The sequence below is a fragment of the Sphaerospermopsis aphanizomenoides BCCUSP55 genome (genome assembly GCF_001586785.1).
Classification (GTDB): domain Bacteria; phylum Cyanobacteriota; class Cyanobacteriia; order Cyanobacteriales; family Nostocaceae; genus Sphaerospermopsis_A; species Sphaerospermopsis_A aphanizomenoides_A.
In genome coordinates this window covers 12,345-35,771 of the sequence record NZ_LUFH02000043.1, presented here as the reverse complement: position 1 = coordinate 35,771, position 23,427 = coordinate 12,345, and the positions used below count along the sequence as shown (strand labels likewise).

The 23,427-nt window shown below is 37.4% G+C and carries 20 protein-coding genes, 2 pseudogenes and 2 riboswitches; of the genes and pseudogenes, 9 read left to right on the top strand and 13 right to left on the bottom strand.

The annotated features are described in order from the left end of the window. Positions 1-216: 216 nt before the first annotated feature. Positions 217-2,976, top strand: coding sequence for a GAF domain-containing protein (locus A0J48_RS12805; RefSeq protein ID WP_234300890.1), 2,760 nt, complete (start codon positions 217-219; stop codon positions 2,974-2,976). Positions 2,977-3,073: 97 nt separating this feature from the next. On the opposite strand, the gene dnaN is transcribed toward A0J48_RS12805, so the two are convergent. Together dnaN and A0J48_RS12795 are read right to left on the bottom strand one after the other, a co-directional pair. After that, positions 3,074-4,222, bottom strand: coding sequence for a DNA polymerase III subunit beta (gene dnaN / locus A0J48_RS12800; protein WP_200323586.1), 1,149 nt, complete (start codon positions 4,220-4,222; stop codon positions 3,074-3,076). Positions 4,223-4,768: 546 nt separating this feature from the next. Continuing rightward, positions 4,769-7,798, bottom strand: a complete 3,030-nt coding sequence (locus A0J48_RS12795) for an MFS transporter (protein ID WP_200323584.1) — start codon at positions 7,796-7,798, stop codon at positions 4,769-4,771. Between the two features lie 512 nt (positions 7,799-8,310). Between A0J48_RS12795 and A0J48_RS12790 the strand changes: the two genes are divergently transcribed. Beyond that, positions 8,311-8,514: a chlorophyll a/b-binding protein gene (locus tag A0J48_RS12790; RefSeq protein WP_200323582.1), complete on the top strand. Its 204-nt coding sequence runs from the start codon at positions 8,311-8,313 to the stop codon at positions 8,512-8,514. 271 nt (positions 8,515-8,785) lie between these two features. On the opposite strand, the gene A0J48_RS12785 is transcribed toward A0J48_RS12790, so the two are convergent. The 7 genes and pseudogenes from A0J48_RS12785 to A0J48_RS27435 all read right to left on the bottom strand — a co-directional run. Beyond that, positions 8,786-10,123: an SLC13 family permease gene (locus A0J48_RS12785; RefSeq protein WP_200323580.1), complete on the bottom strand. Its 1,338-nt coding sequence runs from the start codon at positions 10,121-10,123 to the stop codon at positions 8,786-8,788. 133 nt (positions 10,124-10,256) lie between these two features. Continuing rightward, a complete protein-coding gene (locus A0J48_RS12780; RefSeq protein ID WP_200323578.1) occupies positions 10,257-10,892 on the bottom strand; it encodes a universal stress protein in 636 nt (211 codons plus the stop codon). A gap of 256 nt (positions 10,893-11,148) precedes the next feature. Further along, positions 11,149-11,265, bottom strand: a riboswitch (cyclic di-AMP (ydaO/yuaA leader). Positions 11,266-11,404: 139 nt separating this feature from the next. After that, complete coding sequence (locus A0J48_RS12775; protein WP_200323612.1) at positions 11,405-12,241, bottom strand: ABC transporter ATP-binding protein; 837 nt, start codon at positions 12,239-12,241, stop codon at positions 11,405-11,407. Between the two features lie 41 nt (positions 12,242-12,282). Next, positions 12,283-13,725, bottom strand: coding sequence for an ABC transporter substrate-binding protein (locus tag A0J48_RS12770; RefSeq protein WP_200323576.1), 1,443 nt, complete (start codon positions 13,723-13,725; stop codon positions 12,283-12,285). Positions 13,726-13,925: 200 nt separating this feature from the next. Continuing rightward, positions 13,926-14,777, bottom strand: a complete 852-nt coding sequence (gene ntrB / locus A0J48_RS12765; RefSeq protein ID WP_200323574.1) for a nitrate ABC transporter permease — start codon at positions 14,775-14,777, stop codon at positions 13,926-13,928. Positions 14,778-14,875: 98 nt separating this feature from the next. Continuing rightward, positions 14,876-15,072, bottom strand: a riboswitch (cyclic di-AMP (ydaO/yuaA leader). 193 nt (positions 15,073-15,265) lie between these two features. Continuing rightward, positions 15,266-16,006, bottom strand: a complete 741-nt coding sequence (gene rnc / locus A0J48_RS26975; RefSeq protein WP_234300894.1) for a ribonuclease III — start codon at positions 16,004-16,006, stop codon at positions 15,266-15,268. A gap of 60 nt (positions 16,007-16,066) precedes the next feature. Then, positions 16,067-16,429: pseudogene (locus tag A0J48_RS27435) on the bottom strand (Swt1 family HEPN domain-containing protein); the annotation flags it as partial. Positions 16,430-16,886: 457 nt separating this feature from the next. Here A0J48_RS27435 and A0J48_RS12755 point away from each other — a divergent pair. After that, on the top strand, positions 16,887-17,051 hold the full coding sequence (locus tag A0J48_RS12755) for an element excision factor XisH family protein (protein ID WP_325078788.1): 165 nt from the start codon (positions 16,887-16,889) through the stop codon (positions 17,049-17,051). Beyond that, entirely contained in the window at positions 17,039-17,374 is a 336-nt protein-coding gene (locus tag A0J48_RS12750) for a XisI protein (RefSeq protein ID WP_200323572.1), read from the top strand. The genes A0J48_RS12755 and A0J48_RS12750 overlap by 13 nt, the downstream gene beginning before the upstream one ends. A gap of 60 nt (positions 17,375-17,434) precedes the next feature. On the opposite strand, the gene A0J48_RS12745 is transcribed toward A0J48_RS12750, so the two are convergent. Then, positions 17,435-18,088, bottom strand: coding sequence for a Uma2 family endonuclease (locus A0J48_RS12745; protein WP_200323571.1), 654 nt, complete (start codon positions 18,086-18,088; stop codon positions 17,435-17,437). A 120-nt stretch (positions 18,089-18,208) separates the two neighbouring features. Beyond that, positions 18,209-18,634, bottom strand: coding sequence for a hypothetical protein (locus A0J48_RS12740; protein WP_200323570.1), 426 nt, complete (start codon positions 18,632-18,634; stop codon positions 18,209-18,211). 209 nt (positions 18,635-18,843) lie between these two features. On the opposite strand from A0J48_RS12740, the gene bchD reads away from it, so the two are divergent. Further along, positions 18,844-20,865: a magnesium chelatase ATPase subunit D gene (gene bchD, locus A0J48_RS12735; protein WP_200323569.1), complete on the top strand. Its 2,022-nt coding sequence runs from the start codon at positions 18,844-18,846 to the stop codon at positions 20,863-20,865. Positions 20,866-21,086: 221 nt separating this feature from the next. Here bchD and A0J48_RS12730 read toward each other — a convergent pair. Further along, a pseudogene (locus A0J48_RS12730) lies at positions 21,087-21,479 on the bottom strand (Uma2 family endonuclease); the annotation flags it as partial. A gap of 34 nt (positions 21,480-21,513) precedes the next feature. Between A0J48_RS12730 and A0J48_RS12725 the strand changes: the two are divergent. The 4 genes from A0J48_RS12725 to A0J48_RS12710 all read left to right on the top strand — a co-directional run bounded on the left by A0J48_RS12725 (position 21,514) and on the right by A0J48_RS12710 (position 22,998). After that, the gene (locus A0J48_RS12725) at positions 21,514-21,828 is read left to right on the top strand and encodes a hypothetical protein (protein ID WP_200323567.1); all 315 of its coding nucleotides are present in this window, start codon (positions 21,514-21,516) and stop codon (positions 21,826-21,828) included. 5 nt (positions 21,829-21,833) lie between these two features. Further along, positions 21,834-22,256, top strand: coding sequence for an HNH endonuclease (locus A0J48_RS12720; RefSeq protein ID WP_200323565.1), 423 nt, complete (start codon positions 21,834-21,836; stop codon positions 22,254-22,256). Positions 22,257-22,348: 92 nt separating this feature from the next. After that, entirely contained in the window at positions 22,349-22,588 is a 240-nt protein-coding gene (locus A0J48_RS12715) for a hypothetical protein (RefSeq protein WP_200323564.1), read from the top strand. Next, a complete protein-coding gene (locus A0J48_RS12710; RefSeq protein ID WP_200323563.1) occupies positions 22,585-22,998 on the top strand; it encodes a putative toxin-antitoxin system toxin component, PIN family in 414 nt (137 codons plus the stop codon). Before A0J48_RS12715 ends, A0J48_RS12710 begins: the two co-directional genes overlap by 4 nt. A gap of 29 nt (positions 22,999-23,027) precedes the next feature. Here the strand turns inward: A0J48_RS12710 and A0J48_RS12705 are convergent, their stop codons facing one another. Next, positions 23,028-23,357, bottom strand: a complete 330-nt coding sequence (locus A0J48_RS12705) for a XisI protein (protein WP_200323605.1) — start codon at positions 23,355-23,357, stop codon at positions 23,028-23,030. Between the last annotated feature and the right edge of the window lie 70 nt (positions 23,358-23,427).

The following is a 23,427-nucleotide window of genomic DNA, read 5'->3' as shown; positions in this document are numbered from 1 at the left end:
ATTAACTTAACTATCACCTGTTAGCTGTCACCTATCACCTGTCACCTGTCACCTATTTCTTAATGAAAATTCTGCGGAAGTTAATCATAAAATTAATAATTGTTAAGTCTAGGCTCTACCCGTACTCTCACTGAAGACAAAATTTTAAACAAAATCTTTAAATATTATTAAGTTATAAAATAAACTAGAGTAATATATTGAATATGGTATAAAAAAATGGTTTACATCCCTCCACTAGACCTGCGGACAAGTATGGAACAAGAAACCCTACTCCGTCGGATTACCAATCGCATCCGTCAGTCTTTAGAGTTAGAAGAAATTATTACCGCAACTACAGCGGAAGTTCGTTCCTTACTGGGAACTGACCGAGTGATGATTTATAAATTTCATCCTGATGGTAGTGGTCAAGTGATTGCAGAATCTATTTATGAAAATCGTTTACCCTCGTTGTTAGGGTTGAATTTCCCTGCTGATGATATTCCCCTCCATGCGCGTGAATTGTTGATTAAATCACGGGTGCGTTCTGTAGTTAACGTTGACGCTGGAGAGATTGGCCAAAGTCCTGTGCGTGACCTGAAAGCGGGTGAAATTAGATCAGAGCAACTTCTGTACCGTCCTGTAGACCCATGCCATATAGAATATTTGACAGCGATGGGAGTAAAATCTTCTGTAGTTGCACCGATTATTCATGAAAATGAACTGTGGGGGTTATTAACATCTCATCATTCTCAAGCTCGTGAGGTGGCAGAATATGAATTAGATGCAATGCAGATGGTAGTAGAGCAGTTGTCTGTAGCGATCGCTCAAAGTAATCTCCTCACCCAAGCCCGTGCTAAAGCAGAACGAGAAGCCGTTGTTAACCGCATTGCCACTCTCCTGCATTCACTACCAACTATTGTTTTACAACCAGCTTTAGAAGCTACAGTTGCAGGATTTAATGGTGTTGGTGGTAGGTTATGTGTCAGACATAATGCCTTTGAATTTCAACATAGTAGCTTCAAACCTTTCAAAGAATGTTTAATTCCTGGTAGTAACTGTCTCCAGCTTTATGTTTGTGGACAGCAACCTATTATTCCTAACCAAAATATATATCCACTGCTAGAACAGTATAGTGTTTGGCAAGAATATTATAAATCTGGTGATTACGACATTTGGGCAATTCCTGATATTTACCAAGATTCTAATTTAAGAATTGTCCAAGCGGCTTTTAAACCTACAAAAATTCGCAGTATTTTAATGATTCCTCTCCACTATCGACAAGAATTAGTGGGCTATTTAAGTATTTTTCGGAATGAAATAGATACAGAAACTCTGTGGGCGGGTAAATTTGACCCAGATAACAGACAACTTTATCCGCGTATGTCCTTTGAATTATGGCGCGAATCTAAAAAAGGACAAGCTCAAAAATGGACGAATGAAGAAGTTGAACTAGCAAGAGAAATTAGTAACCATTTTGCCTCAGCAATTCAGCAATATGAACTTTACCAACAGGTACAAGGTTTTAATGAAAATTTAGAAAAACAAGTCCACAAGCGGACTTTAGAAATGCAAAGAACAGCAGAACAACAACAAGCTGTATTTGGAGTTATTAATAAAATTCGTCAGTCTCTTGATACTGATACTATTTTTCAAACAACAACAAAAGAAGTTTGTCAATTAATCAAATCTGATCGAGTTTCTGTTTATAAATTTGATGCAGATTGGGGTGGAGAATTTGTAGGTGATTTTGAAGCTACCAGTCCCAACTGGTTGAATGAATCCAAATTGGGAATTAATACAATTTGGAATGACACTTATTTACAAGATACAGCAGGGGGAAGATACCGCAATAATGAAACCTTTGCTGTAGATGATATCTATACAATGGGATTTACTCCCTGTCATGTCGATAATTTAGAACAATTTCAAATTCATGCTTTTGTGTTAGCTCCTATTTTTATTAGTAAACAACTTTGGGGGCTACTTTGTGCTTATCAACACTCTGGTCCGCGTCAATGGAAAGCATCGGAAGTTAATTTTATTAGTCAGATTGCAGGGCAACTTGGGGTAGCAATTCAACAGGCTGAACTACTTGTGACAACTCAGCAGCAAGCAGAACAATTAACTCAAGCTCTGCATGAATTACAAGCTACTCAAACCCAGCTTATTCAAACTGAAAAAATGTCTTCCTTGGGGCAACTTGTAGCCGGGGTAGCTCATGAAATTAATAATCCAGTTAACTTTATTTCTGGCAACCTCAGCCATATTAATGAATATAGTCAAAATTTACTAAATATGCTCAGTCTTTATCAGCAAGAACTCCCTACCCCTAGCGAAGAAATTTTAGATCAAGCAGAAGAATTTGACTTAGAATTTATTATAGAAGATTTACCAAAAAGTCTATCTTCTATGAAAATTGGGGTGGATAGAATCCGACAAATTGTCTTATCTTTGCGAAATTTCTCGCGTCTTGATGAGGCAGAGATGAAGGAAGTAAATATCCATGATGGTATTGATAGCACTTTATTGATTTTGCAGCATCGCTTAAAAGCTAGACCTGAATCTCCGGCTATTCAAGTGATTAAACAATATGGAGATTTGCCCTTAGTTGAATGTTATGCAGGGCAACTCAATCAGGTATTTATGAATGTTTTAAGTAATGCGATTGATGCCTTAGAAATTTACAGAACATATAAATCAGAAAATACCAAGTCAGGACAAATTACTGTTTGTACTTTCATTCAAGAAATCAGTGATCATGATAAAAGTGCAGTAATTCGGATTAGTGATAATGGCCCAGGAATGCCATCAGCTATCAAAGAGAGAATATTTGACCCATTCTACACTACTAAGCCAGTAGGCAAAGGTACTGGCTTGGGTTTATCAATTAGTTACCAAATTGTGGTAGAAAAGCATGGCGGAATTTTGAAATGTGATTCACAACCAGATGTAGGTACTCAATTCTGGATTGAAATTCCAATTAAACACATTGGTTAATAAGGAATAGGCAGAGTCACAATTAATTCTTTCTCCAGATAGCGTTTACGTAGGATACCGTAGGCATAGCTGGGTGTAAGCCATACTCCTTGATTTTCTAATTTCTCAATTGCACAGGCATAGCTAAATAGGTCATTTTTAACCCACCTAAAGGTGTAAAAATTACTGGAGTTAGGCTTTGATTTAAGTGCATTTGGATTTCTGTAGATGGTAATTCTTTCAAGCCTTCCATTAAATATTTGACGTTAAAAGCAATGTCTATATCTTCACCTGCAATTTGCGCTGGCATTGACTCTGTACCACTACCCACATCTTGCGCTTCACAAGATAAAGTAATTTCTTGATTCTCGTTATCAATGCTGATTTTGACAATATTATTTTTCTGATCAGCTAACACTGCAATTCGCTCTAAGGTATTGATAAATTGTTTCCGTTCTAAGACGACTTGGCGTTCAAATTGACGGGGTATTAATTGCCGATAAGCGGGATATTGTCCTTCTAAAGTCCGACTGGTTAAACGTTGATTTTGCCAAGCAAAGACAATTTGACCTTGATCCAAATATAAGGATACAGTTTCTTCTGAAGAACTATGGGCTAACATCCGCTGTAATTCCCGTAATGCTCTTGCTGGTACTGTTACCTCTAGTTGTTCACTTGTATCTAGGGGACGTTCGTTAGTTGTTTCTAGCACCGCTAAACGATGTCCATCTGTAGCCGCAAATTCTAAGGTGTCTTGTTTCACTGTTAAATGTACGCCTGTGAGGACTTGTTTGGTTTCATCAGCACTGGTAGCAAATAATGAACCTTTTAAGCCTTCAATTAATGCAGCGGTAGTAAGTTGAATTGCGTCCGAGGCTGCAATTACAGGTAATTCAGGAAATTCTTCTGCTCCCATAGCGCGGACTTGATACTTGCCGCTTTTGGGTTTGAGGGTGACAACTATACCTTCTCCGGTATTGTCTGCTGATTCGTCATCGAGGGTGATTTCGCCTTCTGGTAGACGGGAAGTGATATCTACGAGTAGTTTAGCAGGAAGAGCGATCGCACCTCCTTCAATTACCTCAGCACTAAAACTGGTACGGATACCCAAGCTGAGATCAAAAGCTGTTAAGCTGACTTGGTTGGTTTCTGGATCCGCTTGTAGCAGCACGTTAGCAAGTATGGGATGAGTAGGTCTTGATGGTACTGCACGACTGACGAGTGAAAGGTTTGTACTGAGGTCGCTTTGAGCGCAAACTAATTTCATAAATATGGATTCAACTGCTGAAGGATTATAGTAACAAATTTTGAACGGGGGATTAGTATCTGTGGAAAAGCTGTGGAAAAGCTAGGGCATTTTTCCACAAGGTAATTATACTTGATGTAATTTATTTAAAAAATCTTTAAGTTTTCCACAACTTTTTCCCCAAAAGGTAATAATTTTTCCACAATTGCAGTTAAATTTAATAATTTTTTATACTTTATTTAACATTTTAGCTTAATTTGGGTGTTGGTTGTGGAAAACACAACAGATTTCTATCAAGCCCCGAAACAAACCCCGAAACAAACGCGTAAGCATTCAGCCATCAGCCATCAGCCATCAGCAAGAACCTAAAAAACATCAATATTCACCTGTGATATCGTGTTCGGTTGAATATAGGACTCCTATTTGATTATTGAACAAAACTCCTTACACTGAAATCCCCTAAAAACCTTTTGCCTCTTGCCTGCCTACACAAATGATTATGGCTTACGCCACGCTTCGCTATCAGGAATCAAACTGGATGCCTATAGCTGAATACTTACGTCAAACTTACACCAAAACTACAGCGATCGCACCTCCTAAAGCCGCAGAAATGCCGGAAACAACCGCTGTTGCAAACAACCACCAAGAGGCATTAGCAGCGGCTTTGCGCGTTTCCTCTGCTTGACGCTGTGCCTGACGTTTTACCTGTTCTAGCCGATGTTGCGCTTCGTTCTGTAGGTGTTCAGCCTGTTGTAAAACAGTATTTCGGGCGCGTTCAATTTGGTCAATAATGCGGTTAGCATCGTCCTCAGACATATCCTCACGAGAACTTAAAATAGCTACTAAAGTTTCACGATTGAAATAGGAAAGGCGATCGCGCAATGCTTCAAACCCAGCTTGAGGATCTTCAAACAATTGGCGGAAATCATGTTTAATGCCATCATAATTAAGTTCCGGGCGTTCTAGAGAATTGAGATAATTACGAATACTGGCAAAAATACCCTCAATTGCATCTTGAATGTGTCGTTGAATACCCCGCACCTGTTCTACAAATTGGTCACGCACTGAGATCATATTATCAGCAATTCTGGCGGCTTCTTCATCAGTCATATCTTCCCGAATTTTCAACAACGCCATAATTGTTTCTCGGTCGAAATGGGAGAGGCGATCGCTCAAACTTTCCATCCCCACCCTTGGATCATGCAATAACAATTGCATATCTCGCTTAATTCCTTCCGGGTTCAATTCTGCTTTCCCAGTTAGTCGTAAATACTCCTGCAAATAGGTTTGAAAATTTTGCATTCTTTGTTGGGTTCTGGTTGCTAACCGACGCGGCGCACGAATAATATTTTTAATTGATGTCTGCATCGCATCAATGATTTGATTAATTTGTTCTTCACTTAAATCTTGACGTTGACTTAACAACTGCACCAAAGTATCTCTATCTACTTGTGATAAACGACGACGCAGGGCAACAACACCTTCTCTGGGATTTGCAAATAATCTAGTTAAATCTCGCTGTATACCTTCAGGATTCAATTCTTCGTTACCAGTATTTCGCAGATAATTGGCAATAGTGTTAGTTACAGAATCATATTGTTCTTTTACTTTTTGTGGTGTGTGGAGAATGCCATGCCATAATTCTTCCACTACATCAATAATTTGATTAACTTGTGCTTGAGTTAAATCTTGGCGTTGACTCAACAATTGTACCAAAGTATCTCGATCAAAGCGAGATAAACGCGCCTGAATAGCAATAATTCCGGCTTGGGGATCTGCTAAAAGTCGTTTCAGGTCAGCGCGAATAGCATCAGGATTTAATTCTTTATTACCTGTGTTACGCAGATAAGATTCAACATTCAGCCACAGGCTTTCCGCTTGATGTTGTACCTGTTGGGTTATACTGAGAGATTCTACCAAAACACGATCACGCTGCATTTCCAATTCATCTAAAATCGGGTCTAATTCCCACTCCTGAATGTCATTGCGTGCTAACAGAATTTCTCCCATTTGTTCCCGTTCAACTTGTGCTAATCGCCGCGATAAAGTTTGATAATCTGCCTCTGAATCAGCTAAAAACGGTTTAAAATTCTCCTCAATTCCTGCTGGTGTTAAATCTACTTTCGGAGTCACAAGTAAGTAACTTTCAACTCGTCTTTGCAAATCTTGGATAATTTCTCTTTCTTCCTGGGCGGCGACTGTGATTAAAACTTCATTTCTCACTGCTACCAATTGGTCAGTAATTTGCTGAATTTGGGCTTGAGTTAAAAATCCCTTAGCTTGGAGAATATTGACAAAATCTTGACGAGTAATTTTCTCTAATTCGCTGCGGATTGCACCAGGATCAGCAGCAGTATCATAGATTACATCTCGAAATTCTTGGGCAATATTTTCCTCATTTAGTTGCCAAGCATGGGTATGGATTAGATAATTTTCAATATCGGCACGAATCGGATTATAAGGTTGTTGAACAATTTGTTTTGTAACTTTTTCTCTAGCAGTATTGAGGGAATCCCAAATTTTTTCTACATCCAAATCAGATAAATCTGTTCTTCCTAAAATTACCCCTGTTAAAGTTGATATTGCCTGTTGAACAATACCAGGCTTTTGTTCTGGTTCTTTTGATGTATGAACTTCGGCAATTAATTGATCAAGTTTAGCATTAAGTTCATTTGTTTTAGTTTGTCCTGGGGATAAAGATTTGAGATAGTCTACCAACTCTCCCAAGCGGTCAGGTACTTGCTGACTAACTACTTGTTGCCAAACTCCATATAAAGAATCAGCTATGCGGCTCACTTCTCGCTTAGATAAATCTGTACGGTTACTAACCAAATCAATAAACCGCTGACGGTCAATATTGCGGAGGTCTGGACTGCTGGCGTAGGCTTTAAATTGCGGCTCATTTAATAACCTTTCAAACTCCGACCGAATCCTGGATATATCAATTTCCGGGGGACGTAGCTTTTCTATGTACTCTTCTATGTTTTGGCGAATACCTGTTGGTGCCATAGCACTACCTAATTCTCGCCGCACAGCCGACGCAGCCGCTTCCGCAGTCGCTACAACTTGCTGGTTGACAGCTTTCGCACCTAAAGCTGCTGTAGCCGTTCCCATAATCGCTTGAAAACTCGAAGTAGCAGTATTGACAACTGAACCGATTAAAGACCCGACTGTAGTTGTGCTAACCCACATTAGTAATAAAAAGTATGCACCCCAAATTACTAAACCCAAAATCGCGCCTAATCTGGGATCTAAAATTAATAGACTCAATTTTACAGCCAAGAAACAAGCTATGAATAAAGCAACTGTTACCGTGACTAATGTCCAAATTCCCAACCTCATGCCGATTTTGCGAATTGTACCCCCGAAACTTTCAACTTCCTGGGACTCTGATGGATGCCCTAAATAGGAAATACCAGCAGCAATAGAGAGATTTGTTAACACTAATTGAAAGGCAAAGGCGAGAATCACTCCAGAAATTAAAGCCACAAAAAAGCGTGGTCCGGAAGTAAGAACCGATGCCTGTGCTGGTGTGACATCAGCGGTATTTATAGGTATTTGTGCCATCCACCATAAATGTTTGTACAGTTCCTGCATGATTTATATTTCCTGCCTCTAAGTTTACCTTTAAAGTTAAATTTGCTCTCATTAAGGATTTAGTTGTATCTATTGGCAATTCTTAAGTTCAGCATCTTTCAGAATCCAGTAATTTAGCCATGATTAGCATCTCTCTCAGGTGGGATACCTTATGTAACGTTAGATAGAATTTTTATATATTGTGATTGTTAATTAGTGTTAAAGACAAGGCTTTTAGCACGAAATTATTGCTATTTAATAAATCATAAATTAGAAATATTTGCTGACATAAATCATGAAATAATTATCGAATTTCCACCTAGTTATTGTTTATTTTCTTGTCACCATCGCCAGGTGGATTTTTTCGCGCCAATAAATTTATAATTATCTTCCACAAGAGTGCCTCTAGTTTGTACCTATAGGCATAATACAGCCTTGTGTGTAAAAGGTAAATTTAAGTTAAGCATTAAATTGTTGTTTAGAACAAAAGATTCAAAATCTCAACCTTACTTAATTTTGGATTGGAGAAAAAAATGGAAACTCGCTCATCTACTGATATACCACCAGTTGCTAAAGCCTATAATGGTGTAGATCGTAATGCTTTTATTTTTGGCTGGAATCCCCAAGCTGAATTATGGAATGGACGCTTGGCCATGATTGGATTTGTTGCTTACTTGCTGTGGGATTTATTTGGCTATAGTGTTCTCCGCGATGTGCTGCACATTATGAGATATTAGATAAAAAACAGAAGTCAGAATGTAATTAAAACATAATTTCTGACTTCTAAATTCGGGAGTATCCCAATGAAAGCTAAAATAAACGCAGGAACACTAAAAACTCTTTTAAACCCTCTTAACTTTGTGTCCTTGGCTTTCTTTGCAGTTGATTCATATCAAACCTGGGAACAATTGCCTTTCTTTCAAAAAAATCAACTTACACATTTGGGATGCTCCCCTAGCTTCTGCTAGAAATATAGGGAATTTGTACCAAGAGTGGCAATTTCCACACTCAAAGTAAAAACCGAATCAAAACATATACAGCCGCAGTCACAAGTTGTAATAAAGTAACAGGAATTCCATAATGTAGAAAAGTTTTAAAAGAAATGCGTTTTCCATGCTGTTCAGCAATACCCGCCGCAACAATGTTAGAAGATGCTCCCACCAAAGTACCATTTCCTCCCAAAGTTGCACCAAACATCATGGCATAAAACAGTGGTAAAACTTCTGTAGGAAATTGTCCCGGAAAATCGGCTGCTAAAACTTCTGCTGGTGCTAATCCCACATTGACAACATACTGTTTCAACAAAGGAACCATCGCTACCACTAAGGGAATATTGGGAACAACACTAGATAATATCCCCACCATAAATAACAATAGTATAGAACCGAGTAAAATATTTTTACCTAAAATAACTCCTAAAACTCCTGATAAACCTTTAATAACTCCTGTTTTATCTAGTCCCCCAATTAACACAAAAATACTCATGAAAAATATTAATGTACTCCAATCTACATCTCGTAAAATATTATGAACTGTATCAATTCTACTTTTTTGAGCTAGTAATAAAGCCAAACCTGCACCCAACAAAGCCACTGCAGCAGGGGAAATAGGAATCGGCAGAGATTCACCAATTACGAAAAATATCAACACAAAAGCTACTATAACTCCACCCATTATTAAAACTCGTGGATGATTGATTTTGGGATGTGGTAATTCGGCTAAAGTCTCTAGCCTAGTATTCCAAATTCTTCTAAATAAAATTGGCAGTGTTACTACTACAGTAGCAATAGCAATTACTCCCCCTAAACTCAATTTTCCTAAATAATCTATAAAGCTAATATTTACAGCATCACCAACAATAAATGTGGCGGGATCTCCTACTAAAGTTAATAATCCGGCACTATTTGCTACAAACACCATTAAAATTAATAAAGGTACAAAATTCACTCCTATTTCTTGTGCCATGGGCGGTATTAAAGGTGCCAATAACATTACTGTAGTTGCGTTAGGTAAAACAGCACAAATTGGCGTAACTAATGCCACAATACCTAAGAGTAATTTTTTGCCACTACCTTGAGCAAGAATGACTATTTGTGTTGCTATATAACTAAAAATATTAGTAGGTTCAAATGCCCTAACTAACACCATTACCCCAAAAAATAAACCCAAAGTTCCATGACTTTTGCCAATATAACCAACAGCTTCTGGTAAAGTCATAATATTAGTAAAAACTAATAATAACGCCCCCAATAAAGCCGCAACAGTCAGATCAACCCATTCTGTCATGATGACAGCAATGACGGTAATAAATGTGATGATACTTAGGACTGCTTGCCAATTTTCCATACTATCCTCCCTAATAATGTTACTGATTGCATAGTAGCAAAAAAGTCACCTAGATTATAGGCGACTTAGGAATTTATGATTGTATTATTTGTGTATGGGCTTTAAAAATCTATGTCTGCAATTCTCCTAATGATTAATCAAGACAACTGGGAATACCCAACACAGCACAGGGAAAATCATTAGCTAAACTATCAATCAAAGGATGATGGCTAGATTGACAACCTAAAACCAAAACATCAGCAGCTTCTAATTCCACGACTTTTTTCAATTCGGCACATAAGTTACCAAACCGCAGATGAGATTTAAAATAACTCTGCCATTCTTCAGCTAAATTTTTGGCTTGCCAAAGAATTTTATCTGCTTTATCTTCTATTGAATTGGTAATTAACTGAGGTTTTGATTGAGTTAATACGGATGTTTTAGATTGAGTGACATCATAATTTCCATACCCTAAATTAAGCTGCTTTTGAGGCAAACTTAAGTTGTGATGAGAAGAACTAATAGAGTGTTCTTCTAATACATAAACAGCCTGGACATTGACTTGAATATTTGTAGCCAACTTGGTTTGATGAGCAATACAAAAAGCAATATCTAAGGCTGTATGGCTATTAGGTGAAGCATTATAGCCAACAATTAAATTGATGGAATTTGCTTGTGAATCTTTGTCACTCATGCAATTTTGAGGAGCAGGTAGTAATATCATCTGTTCCATGAGATCATAGCGACCAATTGCACTTTGCAATCTTGCTAACAATGGCTTAACTTTCACAGCTTTAACTTCTCTCCCTTGAAACGAATAATCAATGAGAAGCAGGGATACCAATTTTAGATTTTAGATTTTAGATTTTAAATTCATACAGCATATTGTAGATGAAGAAGGTACAAATTTTTATGACAAAGCTTTGCACCAAAAGGTTTTTACTGCTGATTGCTGAAAGCTGCTGTATTTTATTCAAAATCATGAACTAAAATCGCAAATTGATTAAGGAAACCCCAATAACAACTGGTATTACAGCCAAGGTTTTGGAGGTTCCTTCCATTGCCGACGGAGTTAGCTGACGGGCTAAGACTGGAAGGTGTCTCTCAATTAAGATTAGCCCCAAACATTGGTTCCTCCGCTTCAAATCCAGCTTTTTGGAATTTGAATTAGGCTACCCACAGAGGTTTGCGGAATTCAAAAGTGAACAGTCAAAATTGAAAATGTTCAAAATATTAACTTTTCACTTTTTGAATTGTAGCTTATATTTCCACGATTGTATACCCATCAAATAATAATTTATTTCACTCTTCGGAAGTAAAGTATCGGTCTAAAAAATTTAAGGCGTGATTGCGTAATTCAAAATATTCTTTAGAATTGCGGATCGCACTGCGATCACGTGGACGCTTAAACGGAACTTCGAGAATTTCTCCGATAGTAGCTGCTGGTCCATTGGTCATTAAGACAATGCGATCTGACATATAAATTGCTTCGTCTACATCATGAGTAATCATCATTACTGCTTGACGATGATTTTCCCAGATATCTAATACCTGACGCTGCAATTTACCACGAGTTAAGGCATCCAAAGCTCCAAATGGTTCATCCATTAATAACATTTTAGGACGTATTGCCAAAGCTCTAGCAATACCCACTCTTTGTTTCATACCTCCAGAAATTTCATCGGGATACTTATCAGCAGCAGATGTTAAGTTTACCATTGCCAAATGTTCATTGACAATGCTAATTTTTTCGGCGCGATTAGCATTTTTTAGCACTTCATCTACAGCTAAACGGATATTTTCGCGCACAGTTAACCAAGGTAAAAGCGAATAATTTTGAAATACCATCATTCTATCTGCACCTGGTTTGCGAATTTCTTTTCCATCTAAGCGGACTGAGCCTGATGTGCCTTTTTGAAACCCACCAATTATTTTTAGTAATGTTGATTTTCCACAACCAGAATGACCGATTACAGAAATATACTCATTTTCACCAATTGTCAGATTAACACCATCTAAGACTACAGCATTTCCTTTGTCTGGTGTTGGATATGACTTGACTAAATTTTCGATTTCTAAAAATCCGTGCTGGGGCTTGATTTGTTGATAAGTATTTTGTGATAAAGCTGTATATTCCATCATTATATCCTCCTAAATTTGTCAGCTTATTATTTGAATTTTTAAGACATGAAGAAGCGATTAGGAGCATTTGCTCTGATTTTAAAACTATTTAGATAACCGACAGGATCGCTAGGATCAAATCCTTTTTTATCTATGAATACTTCTGGCGGTTCAACTTTATAATCATCCTTGGGACATTGAATTCCCATTTCTGCGGCAATCTCTCGATATAAATCGGTTCTCCAACCTTGTTCGGCTACTTTATTAGCGTTTTTGGGAATTTCTTTGATTTGTCCCCAACGGGCGGCTTGAGTCATTAACCAAAGACTTCGAGAACGCCATAAAAATGTGGAATGTTCTCCTATTTCATGGGGAATACTATCAGGAATATCATAGAAAATTGTTGTATCTTCAGCGTTAATAGTGCGGTCTTGACCATCAAAACCACCATAGTTATAATTGCCAACAATTCCCGGTGCAGTAAACTTAGTCATAGGAACACCTGGTTTTTTGGGTTTTGCACCAGTAAAAGATCGTTCTGTTAGCAATTCAGCTACTTCTTGACGGTGTTCTGGTTTACTACAATATTGACAAGCTTCTATCATTGCCTTGACCAAAGAACGGTAAGTTTTGGGATAATTGACGATAAAAGATTCCATTACTCCTAGTAGTCGATCTGGGTGTCCCTGCCAAATTTCTTTACCTTGGGCAAAGGTAAAACCAATATCTTCATTTCCTTTAATTGCTCTGGTGTTCCAAGGTTCGGCTACCATGTATGCTTGCATAGCACCAATTCTCATGTTTGTTACCATCTGCGGTGGGGGAACAATGATGATCCGAAATTCTTTGAAGGGATCCACACCAGCTGCGGCAGAAAGATAACGGGCAAAGTATTCATAAATGGCAGAACTAAGGACTACTGCCCAAACTTTCTTTTCTGGGGGTTGTTTGTCAAAATAGCCCCGGAAGTCTCTGCCAAAGGCTTCTAATGCACCATCACCGTATTTTTGTTGATATTCGTACCAAGGACGGATGCCAAAGTCCCACATATCTTTGTTCATGGTCATGGCGTTACCGTGACGGTGTATGGTCATGGCTGCACACAAGGGGGCGTGACGTGCGCCTTCTGCACCAATTCTGGCGTTGGTGACAGCACCGGAGACGACGGGTGCAGCATCGAGACGACCAAATATTAAGCCGTCGCGGGAGTTTGCCCAACTAGCTTCGCGGTTAAGTTTGACGTTTAAGCCATATTTGCGGAAGAAACCTTTTTTCCAGGCGATCGCAAATGGCGCACAATCATTTACAGGTACATAACCAACAGTAATATCTGGTTTTTCTAAATCTTGGGGTCTAACTACTGGTGTGACGGCTAAAGCTGCTTCTGTCAGTCCTTTAGCAGACCTATCCCCAGATATCCCACATGATGACAACGCCATTCCCGCAGTTGTTACACTTATTTTTTTAATAAAGTCTCTGCGTGTCCAATTATTTTCATTCATAATTGTCTACAATTTTGGATTTTAGCTTTTTCGTGCTGATGAATGGAATGATTTTTGTCTCACGCAGAAACGCACAGACGCAGACAGAAATTAAAAGTGTGGCGTTGCATAATTACAGGTTGAAATTGTTAAATGTAACTGGGAAAACTTGTTTTCTGTGCGACTTTGCACCTTGGCGTGAGATAAAAATTGCAATTTTTTTACTTTACACTTCCCGGACGATGAGTAACAAATTGTTGAAGTTTACCGACTGCGTAATCTAAAACCAAGCCCGTTAAACCAATTACAAACACAGCCAAAAATACAGAACTGAGATTTAAACGACTCCATTCATCCCAAACAAAAAAGCCAATTCCTACACCACCTGTCAACATTTCTACAGCTACAATTACCAGCCAAGCAATACCTAAACTAATTCTTAATCCTGTAAAAATATAAGGCAAACTCGCAGGTAAAATAATTTTGGTAATCTGTCTCCATCGGGGCATTTCTAACACCTGTGCCACATCTATATAATCTTTCGGCACACTAGAAACACCCAAAGCAGTATTAATGATTGTCGGCCATAACGACGTAATGAAAATCACGAAAATAGCTGAAGGATCTGCCAAATTGAAAATAGCTAAAGAAATAGGCAACCAAGCTAAAGGTGAAACAGGTTTAAATATCTGAATGATAGGATTAAAAGCCAGCATTGCCGGTCTAGACATACCTATCAAAAAGCCCAAGGGAATTGCGACTAATGCACCTAATCCAAAACCTAATATTACCCGGCGTAAACTTGCTAATAGTAACCAACCAATTCCTAAATTACCAGGTCCTCTTTCATAAAAGGGATTGAAGATGTAGTCCAGATTGGCAATTAAGGCTTCTGGTGGTGTAGGCATTAATTCATGATTAGCAAGTGCTACTATCCACCACAGGAAAATTATTCCCAAAAAACCCACAATAGGTAATAAGAACTCATCTCGCAAAATGACAGGTTTTGCTTTTTTCCACGCAAATTGTCCAGCAACCGCAAAGATTGCAGCTAAATTTAGTTGCAAAATCATTTTGTAACCTCAACAGAGTTCAGCACAGATACACTGAAACTGAGTAGTACCAGCCTTGGACACTGATGAGATCAAAACATTGTTGAAATGCTGTCTCTTCAGTCTCCTCTCAATGCCTACGAAGTTAGCTGACGGACTAGGGTTGAGAGATACCCCTTTTTGCTCGATTTTGGCTTATTTTCTAACATTAAGTTAGGAATTTATTCACCTATCGAGATAAAAATACGCCCCAAAACTTGGTTCCTCCGTTCCAACGTTGTTGACTCTAATATGTTGGATTAGGCTGACTTACTCACAATTAATAGTAACAGCGAAAATATAACATTGATTAACAGTAATAACATCAGTATAGAGAATACAAATTAGTTACTTACCTACTTACATCAGGCGGTTCAATTGATTTTGCACTGTACAATAAACATATTTCGTAAGCGTAAATACAAAGACATTAAGAATAATCTTACGTCTTTGTTTGAAATTAACACTTATTAAGCCAATAAACCTTGTTTTTTCAATTTAGCTAACGCATCCTCAGCCGCAGCCTTTTCTGCTTCTTTTTTATTGCGTCCTTTACCTTCGCCGTATTCGTTACCTTCTACTAATACTTTAGCGATAAATTCTGGTGCATGAGATGGTCCGCCTACCTGTTCTGTTACATATTTAGGGGGATTTGTGCCAATTTCTCGTTGTACCCATTCCTGAAATCGGTTTTTGGAATCAACATTTGAACGAGGTTCTACAATGTGTTCTGAGACAGATTCAAATAATGGTTCAATAATAGCACGAAGTGGTTCAACATTGCAATTGTTATCTAAATAATAAGCACCAACTACAGCTTCAAATGTGCTACTGAGTAAGTTGGGATTTTGGAATCCTCCATCTCTAATTGTGCCTTTTCCTAATCGCATTCTGAAGTCTAAACCTACTTCTAAGGCAAATTTTGCTAGTTGTTTTTCTTCTACTAATGCGGAACGACGACGAGTTAATTCATCTTCTCCTTTTTCGGGATGACAACGATAAAGATATTGTCCACTGATGAAGTTGAGAATAGCATCACCGAGAAATTCTAAGCGTTCGTTATGTTCTCCTTCTCCTGGGTTTTCGTTGAGATATGAACGGTGGGTTAATGCTTGACGCAGGAGTTTTTCATTTGAGAATATCAGAAGTTTATGTACCTCAGATAATTTTTCTTTGATACGAGCTTCTTCCGCTTTTTCTGGAGAAAGCATTTTCAAAACTTCTTGTTTTTGCTTTTCAATAATATCTAGTTCAGATGCGGAAATTACTTTCATAATTCTTGTCATACTATCAAGAGCGCGATAAGTATCATCTGTGGAAAACCTTGATTGATGCGCCCATTTATTTCTCACGTCAATTAACTCACTGATCAAAGCACGTTCAGCGTTACTTAGTTTTTTCTTGAAAAAATTATCCCACTGCTTAATAATTAATTTTAGCAGAACTGAAACATCTTCTTGTAAAGTTTCTTCTAGATTTCTTCTGAGTGTTAGATCGTCAGATATACAAGATTTAGCTACTGATAACCAACGTTCACCATGTACTGTTCGCATTTCTTTTTCTACATAGGAATATAATCCTTGAGATAGTGTAGCTAAAGCTCTATTAATTCGCTCGTGATTACTAATAGCCATTGAACTCTGTGCTAAAATTATACAATATAGATAATTTTACTGTTTCTAACAATCTTCTGTCTACACAAAAAATGTAAAATTTATTACTATTTATATATAGGAATAATATTTGAATTTTGAACAAAACTCCGTACACCTAAATCTTCTAAAACCCTTTTGCCTCTTGCATGAGTGCCTCTTGCCTGCCTACACAAATGATTTCACGAATCAAATCAGATTCCTATACCATGACGGAAAAGATGCTTAATCCATAAGATTTATGATAGTATAATATGTATGCACTTATTTTATTAACAAACATTTATATTAGGAATAATTCTCAAATTAGACATATATAAATATAGTTATAGATAAAAAGACTAAATTATCAACTAATGTCAGCTAAAGATATTTTCCATGATGCTGTTAGACAAGGATTAGAAAAAGAGGGTTAGGTGATCACAGATGACCTTTTGCTTTGAAAAAACAACAACCTGAAAGATTTTTATATTTAGCAGTTCCCAAAACACCTTATGAGACATTTTTTCAATTGCCATTTGTAGCAGATGTGATTGACCATTTCCAACTGAGTATAATAGTTTACGATCCAAAGGATGAGGAGATGTTATTATGGAAAAAATAGAAAAATATCGGACATATATTCAAAATTTATTAACTGAATATGCTAAAGGAAGTCCATCAGATCAGGAAGTAGAAACACAACTGATTTTTGATAAAGAACGGGATCATTATCAGGTTGTTTATACAGGTTGGAAAAATAGCCAACCGATGTATGGTTGTGTTTTACATCTGGATGTTAAAAATGGCAAAATTTGGATTCAATATAATGGAACTGAGATAGATATAGCAGATGAATTAGTTAAATTAGGAGTACCGAAGTCAGATATTGTTTTAGCTTTTCATGAACCTTTGATGAGACCATATACAGGTTTTGCGGTTGGTTAGTTTTTTTAGTTGCAGATCCCCGACTTCTTGAAGAATTTGGGGATCTAATATTTCTAATTTTTAAAGTGTGTTGATATCAATTCCTTTAGCTTGCAATTTTGCTAATAAGTCTTGATAATTTTGGCGTTCTTGTTCTAACTGTTGATTTAATTCCAAAGATGTGAGAAACTTTCTACCATCAGGATAATAAATTTCTAAATTATCTGATGTTAACTCAAAACGTATTCCTAAACGTGGACTTATCCAACCATTAATTTCTTCAATTTCTTCTAACCATTCTTGTTGGCGAATAAGTCCGGTTAATTCCAGTGTTGTTGGTTCATAGATATAATATTCTTCTACTCCATAACGATGATAAAAAAGTAACTTTCTAGCCATTTCTTGGCTACGATTTCCTGGAGATAGAATTTCAAATACCACCTGGGGAGCAATATTATTTTCTTCCCATTGTTTATAAGAACCACGTCTACCTTTTGGTCTACCAAAAATAACCATGACATCAGGTGCTTGACGTGTTTTCACACTTCCCTCTACAGGATACCATAACAAATCACCTGCTATAAATACATCTTGTTTTGAAGCAAATAATATTTCTAAGTTTTCTTTAATTTTAACTATCCATTCATAGTGTTCTGTATTTTCTGCCATCGGTTTTCCATCACTATCAGGGTAGATAATTTCTGGTTGAGTTTCTGATGTAAGTTGTTGTACCATATCTATATCTCCATTTTACCAAAGGTAAATAATTGTTTTATTTGACAGTGGTACTCAATCAAGCCATTTCTAATTATAGATTATTTGCTATTTTTTTATTTAAAAACTCAGAACCTAGACTTATTTTTTCAAGGTTCTTCGTTGAATAGCTAATTTTAAAGCTTGACGAAAATCATCATGAGTAAAACAGTGTCTAACAATTCCAAAATTACAACTATCAGTCTTAAAACTGTCTAGTAAATCTTGACCATAAAATAGTCGATTCTGACAAGTGGCATAATCAAGTATAATTATCATAGGAACAAAATATAGAAAATCATGATTCTTTACATATTCAATTACATCTTTTGAGGTTATTTTTGAAGTATATAAACCACCCAGAATAATCAAAATAACATCCTCTGCCTCTCGGTTTAAAATTTCTAGCACATGATCATTAAACCCAACTTCTATCACGTCTAAAAATGGAGATTCACTAACAATATATTCTTTGAGAAGACCTCTAACAATCTGAGAAGAATTTATAATAACAACTTTTGTTCTCATAACACCTTACCTGGAAATAAATCAAATAACTAAAATATACAAAACATGATAATAAAAAAATCTTCTCTCTGCGACCTCTGCGCCTGGAGCGGTTCGTTATAAAAAATAAATATTCGTATCAAAACCCAAATTAAACACCTTTTGGATAACAGAGATTGAGTGAGACATAAAAATGCTATCCTAAAAACATAATAACTATTAAGGAAACAATGCCAGCGCCTACGATTACCCCAACAACAACAGCTTTTCCGCTGACTGCTGTAGTCGGTCAAGAAGCGATTAAAATAGCATTGCTGTTAGCAGCAGTAGATCCCGTTTTGGGGGGTGTGGTAATTGCAGGCCGTCGCGGTACGGCTAAATCTGTGATGGCGCGTGCAATTCACGCTTTATTACCACCTATTGAAGTTGTTAAAGGTTCTGTTAGCAACTGTGACCCCAACCACCCAGAAGAATGGGATGATAAGCTTTTAGCTGAACAAAGACAGGAGATAGAAACGGAAATTATCCCTGCACCTTTTTTGCAAATTCCCCTGGGTATTACGGAAGACCGACTTTTAGGTTCTGTGGATGTGGAACAGTCGGTGAAACAAGGTGATACGGTTTTTCAACCGGGTTTACTCGCTACAGCTAACCGAGGTGTGCTGTATGTGGATGAAATCAATTTATTAGATGACCAAATTAGTAACCAACTTTTATCGGTATTATCGGACGGACGCAACCAAATTGAACGGGAAGGGATAAGTTTTCAACATCCTTGCAAACCGTTGTTTATTGCAACTTACAACCCAGAAGAAGGGGCGTTAAGAGAACATTTACTGGATAGAATTGCGATCGCACTCTCAGCAGATGGAGTTCTGGGTTTAGATCAAAGAGTACAAGCAGTTGAACAAGCGATCGCCTATTCTAAATCTCCCACAGAATTTCTGCAACAATACAGCGAAGATATCGACTCACTCAAAACCCAAATACTCCTCGCACGGGAATGGTTAAAAGAAGTCACCATTACCCAAGAACAAATTACCTACCTCGTCAATGAAGCTATTCGCGGTGGTGTAGAAGGACATCGTGCAGAACTGTTTGCGGTGCGAGTTGCCAAAGCCGCAGCAGCTTTAGAAGGACGTAACACCGTCAACGCTGAAGACTTGCGTCGTGCGGTAGAATTAGTCATAGTTCCCAGAACTACGATTATTCAAACTCCACCACCAGATCAACCACCCCCACCTCCTCCCCCACCACCCCAAAGTCAAGACGACTCAGAAGAACAACAAGAAGAAGAACAGGAAGAACAAGAAGAACAACAGGAAGAACAGGAACAGCAAGAACCTCCTGATATTCCTGAAGAGTTTATCTTTGACCCAGAAGGGGTAATTCTTGACCCGGAAGTGCTTTATTTTACCCAAATGGCACAACGGCAAGGTAAATCTGGCAGTCGCAGTATTATCTTTTCCGACGACCGGGGACGTTACATTAAGCCGATGTTACCCAAAGGCAAAGTAAAACGCATTGCCGTAGATGCCACATTGCGAGCCGCAGCACCGTATCAAAAAGCACGTCGCGCTAGACAACCAGATAAAAAGGTAATTGTCGAACAAGGAGATATGCGTTCTAAGCGGTTGGTGAGAAAAGCCGGCGCTTTAGTGGTGTTTGTGGTTGATGCTTCTGGTTCAATGGCTTTAAACCGGATGCAATCTGCTAAAGGTGCGGTCATGCAGCTTTTAACTGAATCCTATCAAAACCGTGACCAAATCGCTTTGATTCCTTTCCGTGGTGAACAAGCAGAAGTTTTATTACCTCCTACCCGTTCCATCGCTCTAGCTAAAAACAGGTTAGAAAAATTACCTTGTGGTGGTGGTTCGCCTTTAGCACATGGCTTAACTCAAGCCGTGCGAGTGGGAGTAAATGCCCAAATGGGTGGAGATATTGGTCAGGTTGTTATAGTGGCAATTACTGATGGTCGTGGTAATATTCCTTTGGCTCGGTCTTTAGGTGAACCCCAAGAACTAGGAGAAAAACCAGATATCAAAGCGGAACTGCTAGATATTGCAGGGAGAATTAGAGCATCTGGGATGCAATTACTGGTGATTGATACGGAAAGTAAGTTTGTTTCCACTGGTTTTGCTAAGGAATTGGCGAAAACTGCTGGTGGTAAATATTACCAGTTACCAAAAGCCACAGATAAAGCGATCGCAGCTATGACAAAAGGAGCGATCGCAGATATAAAATCAAGGTAGCTGTTAGACCTGTTTGTAAATTATGTTTTAGCCTTTAACTAATCAGTTCAGCTAATTGATAGGCAATACTTGTCGGTTAAGGTTTGATTCCCCCAATTTGATTCCCCCAATCCCCCTTCAAAAGTGGTACTAAGAATGGCTTTATTTCTCTCTTTTTGAAGGGGATAATGGGGTATCTCCAAGGTCTGAATCTCTTAACCGAACAATATTGATATCATCTTTTATTCAGTTAAATTTGTAGGAAAAGCAACATCTTCATAAACATCAGTTAGACAACAAGAAAAATTCACACTGGTTAATTCTAATTGTTGATTTCCTCTATAACTATAAAGCTTCCATCTTCCTTGATTATTGCGCCGAAAACAATCAATTCGTTGGCGATTTTGACTAACTAAAACATATTCTTGTAAAGTGTCTAATTCTTGATAATCACTAAATTTATCACCTCTATCTAAGGCTTCTGTAGAAGGTGATAAAACTTCAATAATTAAACTCGGATATCGTTTAAAATATTCAAATTCTGTATCTCTTGAATCGCAAGTTACCATAATATCAGGATAATAGAAAATATCCAGAGATTCAATTCTAGCTTTCATGTCAGCGACGTAAAGCCTAAGTTTTTATAAAAATAAATTACTATAAAAATGTATGAATACCCAAATTAATGCTCCTCATGCTGTTGATTATGAACCTTTAGAATTACAAGGGGAATTAATTGCTATGCAAGAATTAACAATTGAGGAATTATTAACTATTGCTCAAAGTCAAGTTCCTGAAAGTCAACAAGAACTACATTTACAACTTTTAGAAAAAAATCAAAATAATCAATTAAGTGAATCTGATAGATTATTGTTGAAATCGTTGCGGGTGAGTGCTGATTATTTAATGTTAAAAAAAGCTTATGCCTATGCACTTTTAAAGTGGAAAGGTTTTTCTCTTCCAGATTTTGAGCAATTAGTATAATACCAGTGTCATCTATTTCTAAATCTCTTCGTCAACAAGTTATTAATGAGGCGGGTTATAGATGTGAATATTGTCGCACTTCTAGCCGTTTAATAGGTATGCCTTTAGTTATGGATCATATTTTGCCTAGTTCTTTAGAGGGAAATGATGAGCGAGAAAATTTAGCTGCTTGTTGTTATCGTTGTAATGAGTTTAAAGGAGCAAAAATAACTCCTAATGATCCTGTAACTAATGAATCTGTATCTTTGTTTAATCCTCGTCAACAAAGATGGTTAGATCATTTTCAATGGGCAAATGGTGGTACTCATATTATTGGGATAACTGCTATTGGCAGAGGTACGGTTTTAGCTTTAAGATTAAATAATGAAGATGTTGTCCAAGCTAGGGCAATTTGGATTGGTTTAAGTTGGCATCCTCCTAATGATTAATGATGAGTATTTTTGGGGTTTTTATCTCATGCAAAGGCGCAAAAGAAGAGAAGTGTTATAAAATATATACAGGATAAATAGCAGAATAAATCATGAATGCTTACAAGACTTATATCACGATTGAAGACCCGAAGCAGGTAGTTTTATCTGATTTACCTTTTCAAGTTGGACAGCGTGTGGAGATTATTGTTTTAGCTGAAGATAACCCGCAACTTGCAATTAGTAATAAATTGCGGAATTTATTTGATAAAACTCAGGCTATTTCTGGTGTGGAAGAGGTGACAGAGGAGGATATAGCCGCAGAAATTGAAGCTTATCGGCGTGGGGAATGAAAGTTATTATTGATACTAATGTTTTAGTTTCTGCTGTTCTCAAGGGGAGAGAACCAAGGGAAGTTATTCAATTTGTTGTGGATAGTCCTAATTGTGAGTGGGTTGTTTCTGAGGAGATTTTAGCAGAGTATCAGGATGTGTTAAGTCGGAAGAAGTTTAAATTGACAGATGAAGTCAGAAAAGAATGGTTAGAAGTTATAGATTTGGTGACTAAATTAGTTGATGTTCAGGTAACTATAGATTTTGCTAGAGATAGAAAGGATGAAAAGTTTTTAGCTTGTGCTGTCGCAGCAGAGGCGGATTTTTTAATTACTGGAGATGCTGATTTTAATGAAGCACAGAATTTAGTGAATACTACTATTGTTTCTGTGTCTATGTTTAAGCGGTTGGTTTGTGATTTTAGGGGATAATCAGGCGATTAGAAAGATACATAAAAAATTTAACCCTCTGCAAAACCAGTAAACTGCCTAATATGAGGCGCTCTAAAACCTAACACAATATCTGTTTTCGGTACTCCTAACTCTACTAATTGATTAGGAATTCCTTCTTCTGTAAAATCGCGCTGAATCCAAATTTTTCCATCTTTAATATCTACATGAATCATTGTACCATAGGTTCTATTTTCACCTTCCCAACCTATATGAACTACTAGATAGCGATTTCTTTGAATATCAAATATTAACTCGATTTCTGTTCCTTCAGAGCAATGACCTTCTGTATGTGTTGCTAACACTTGTTTTACTAATTCAGGGTAATCTAATTTTTCCATAACATTGGGAACTGGTTTAATTTCTGCAATTGCTTTACCTGCTTCAATGATAATAATAGTTTCTCCTGCT

Bases quoted from the DNA above. Each gene is read 5' to 3' on its own strand.
- A0J48_RS12805 (WP_234300890.1), top strand. From the start codon at position 217: ATGGTTTACATCCCTCCACTAGACCTGCGGACAAGTATGGAACAAGAA.
- dnaN (WP_200323586.1), bottom strand. From the start codon at position 4,222: ATGAAATTAGTTTGCGCTCAAAGCGACCTCAGTACAAACCTTTCACTC.
- A0J48_RS12795 (WP_200323584.1), bottom strand. From the start codon at position 7,798: ATGCAGGAACTGTACAAACATTTATGGTGGATGGCACAAATACCTATA.
- A0J48_RS12790 (WP_200323582.1), top strand. From the start codon at position 8,311: ATGGAAACTCGCTCATCTACTGATATACCACCAGTTGCTAAAGCCTAT.
- A0J48_RS12785 (WP_200323580.1), bottom strand. From the start codon at position 10,123: ATGGAAAATTGGCAAGCAGTCCTAAGTATCATCACATTTATTACCGTC.
- A0J48_RS12775 (WP_200323612.1), bottom strand. From the start codon at position 12,241: ATGGAATATACAGCTTTATCACAAAATACTTATCAACAAATCAAGCCC.
- A0J48_RS12770 (WP_200323576.1), bottom strand. From the start codon at position 13,725: ATGAATGAAAATAATTGGACACGCAGAGACTTTATTAAAAAAATAAGT.
- ntrB (WP_200323574.1), bottom strand. From the start codon at position 14,777: ATGATTTTGCAACTAAATTTAGCTGCAATCTTTGCGGTTGCTGGACAA.
- rnc (WP_234300894.1), bottom strand. From the start codon at position 16,006: ATGCTTTCTCCAGAAAAAGCGGAAGAAGCTCGTATCAAAGAAAAATTA.
- A0J48_RS12750 (WP_200323572.1), top strand. From the start codon at position 17,039: ATGGAAAAAATAGAAAAATATCGGACATATATTCAAAATTTATTAACT.
- A0J48_RS12745 (WP_200323571.1), bottom strand. From the start codon at position 18,088: ATGGTACAACAACTTACATCAGAAACTCAACCAGAAATTATCTACCCT.
- A0J48_RS12740 (WP_200323570.1), bottom strand. From the start codon at position 18,634: ATGAGAACAAAAGTTGTTATTATAAATTCTTCTCAGATTGTTAGAGGT.
- bchD (WP_200323569.1), top strand. From the start codon at position 18,844: ATGCCAGCGCCTACGATTACCCCAACAACAACAGCTTTTCCGCTGACT.
- A0J48_RS12725 (WP_200323567.1), top strand. From the start codon at position 21,514: ATGAATACCCAAATTAATGCTCCTCATGCTGTTGATTATGAACCTTTA.
- A0J48_RS12715 (WP_200323564.1), top strand. From the start codon at position 22,349: ATGAATGCTTACAAGACTTATATCACGATTGAAGACCCGAAGCAGGTA.
- A0J48_RS12710 (WP_200323563.1), top strand. From the start codon at position 22,585: ATGAAAGTTATTATTGATACTAATGTTTTAGTTTCTGCTGTTCTCAAG.
- A0J48_RS12705 (WP_200323605.1), bottom strand. From the start codon at position 23,357: ATGGAAAAATTAGATTACCCTGAATTAGTAAAACAAGTGTTAGCAACA.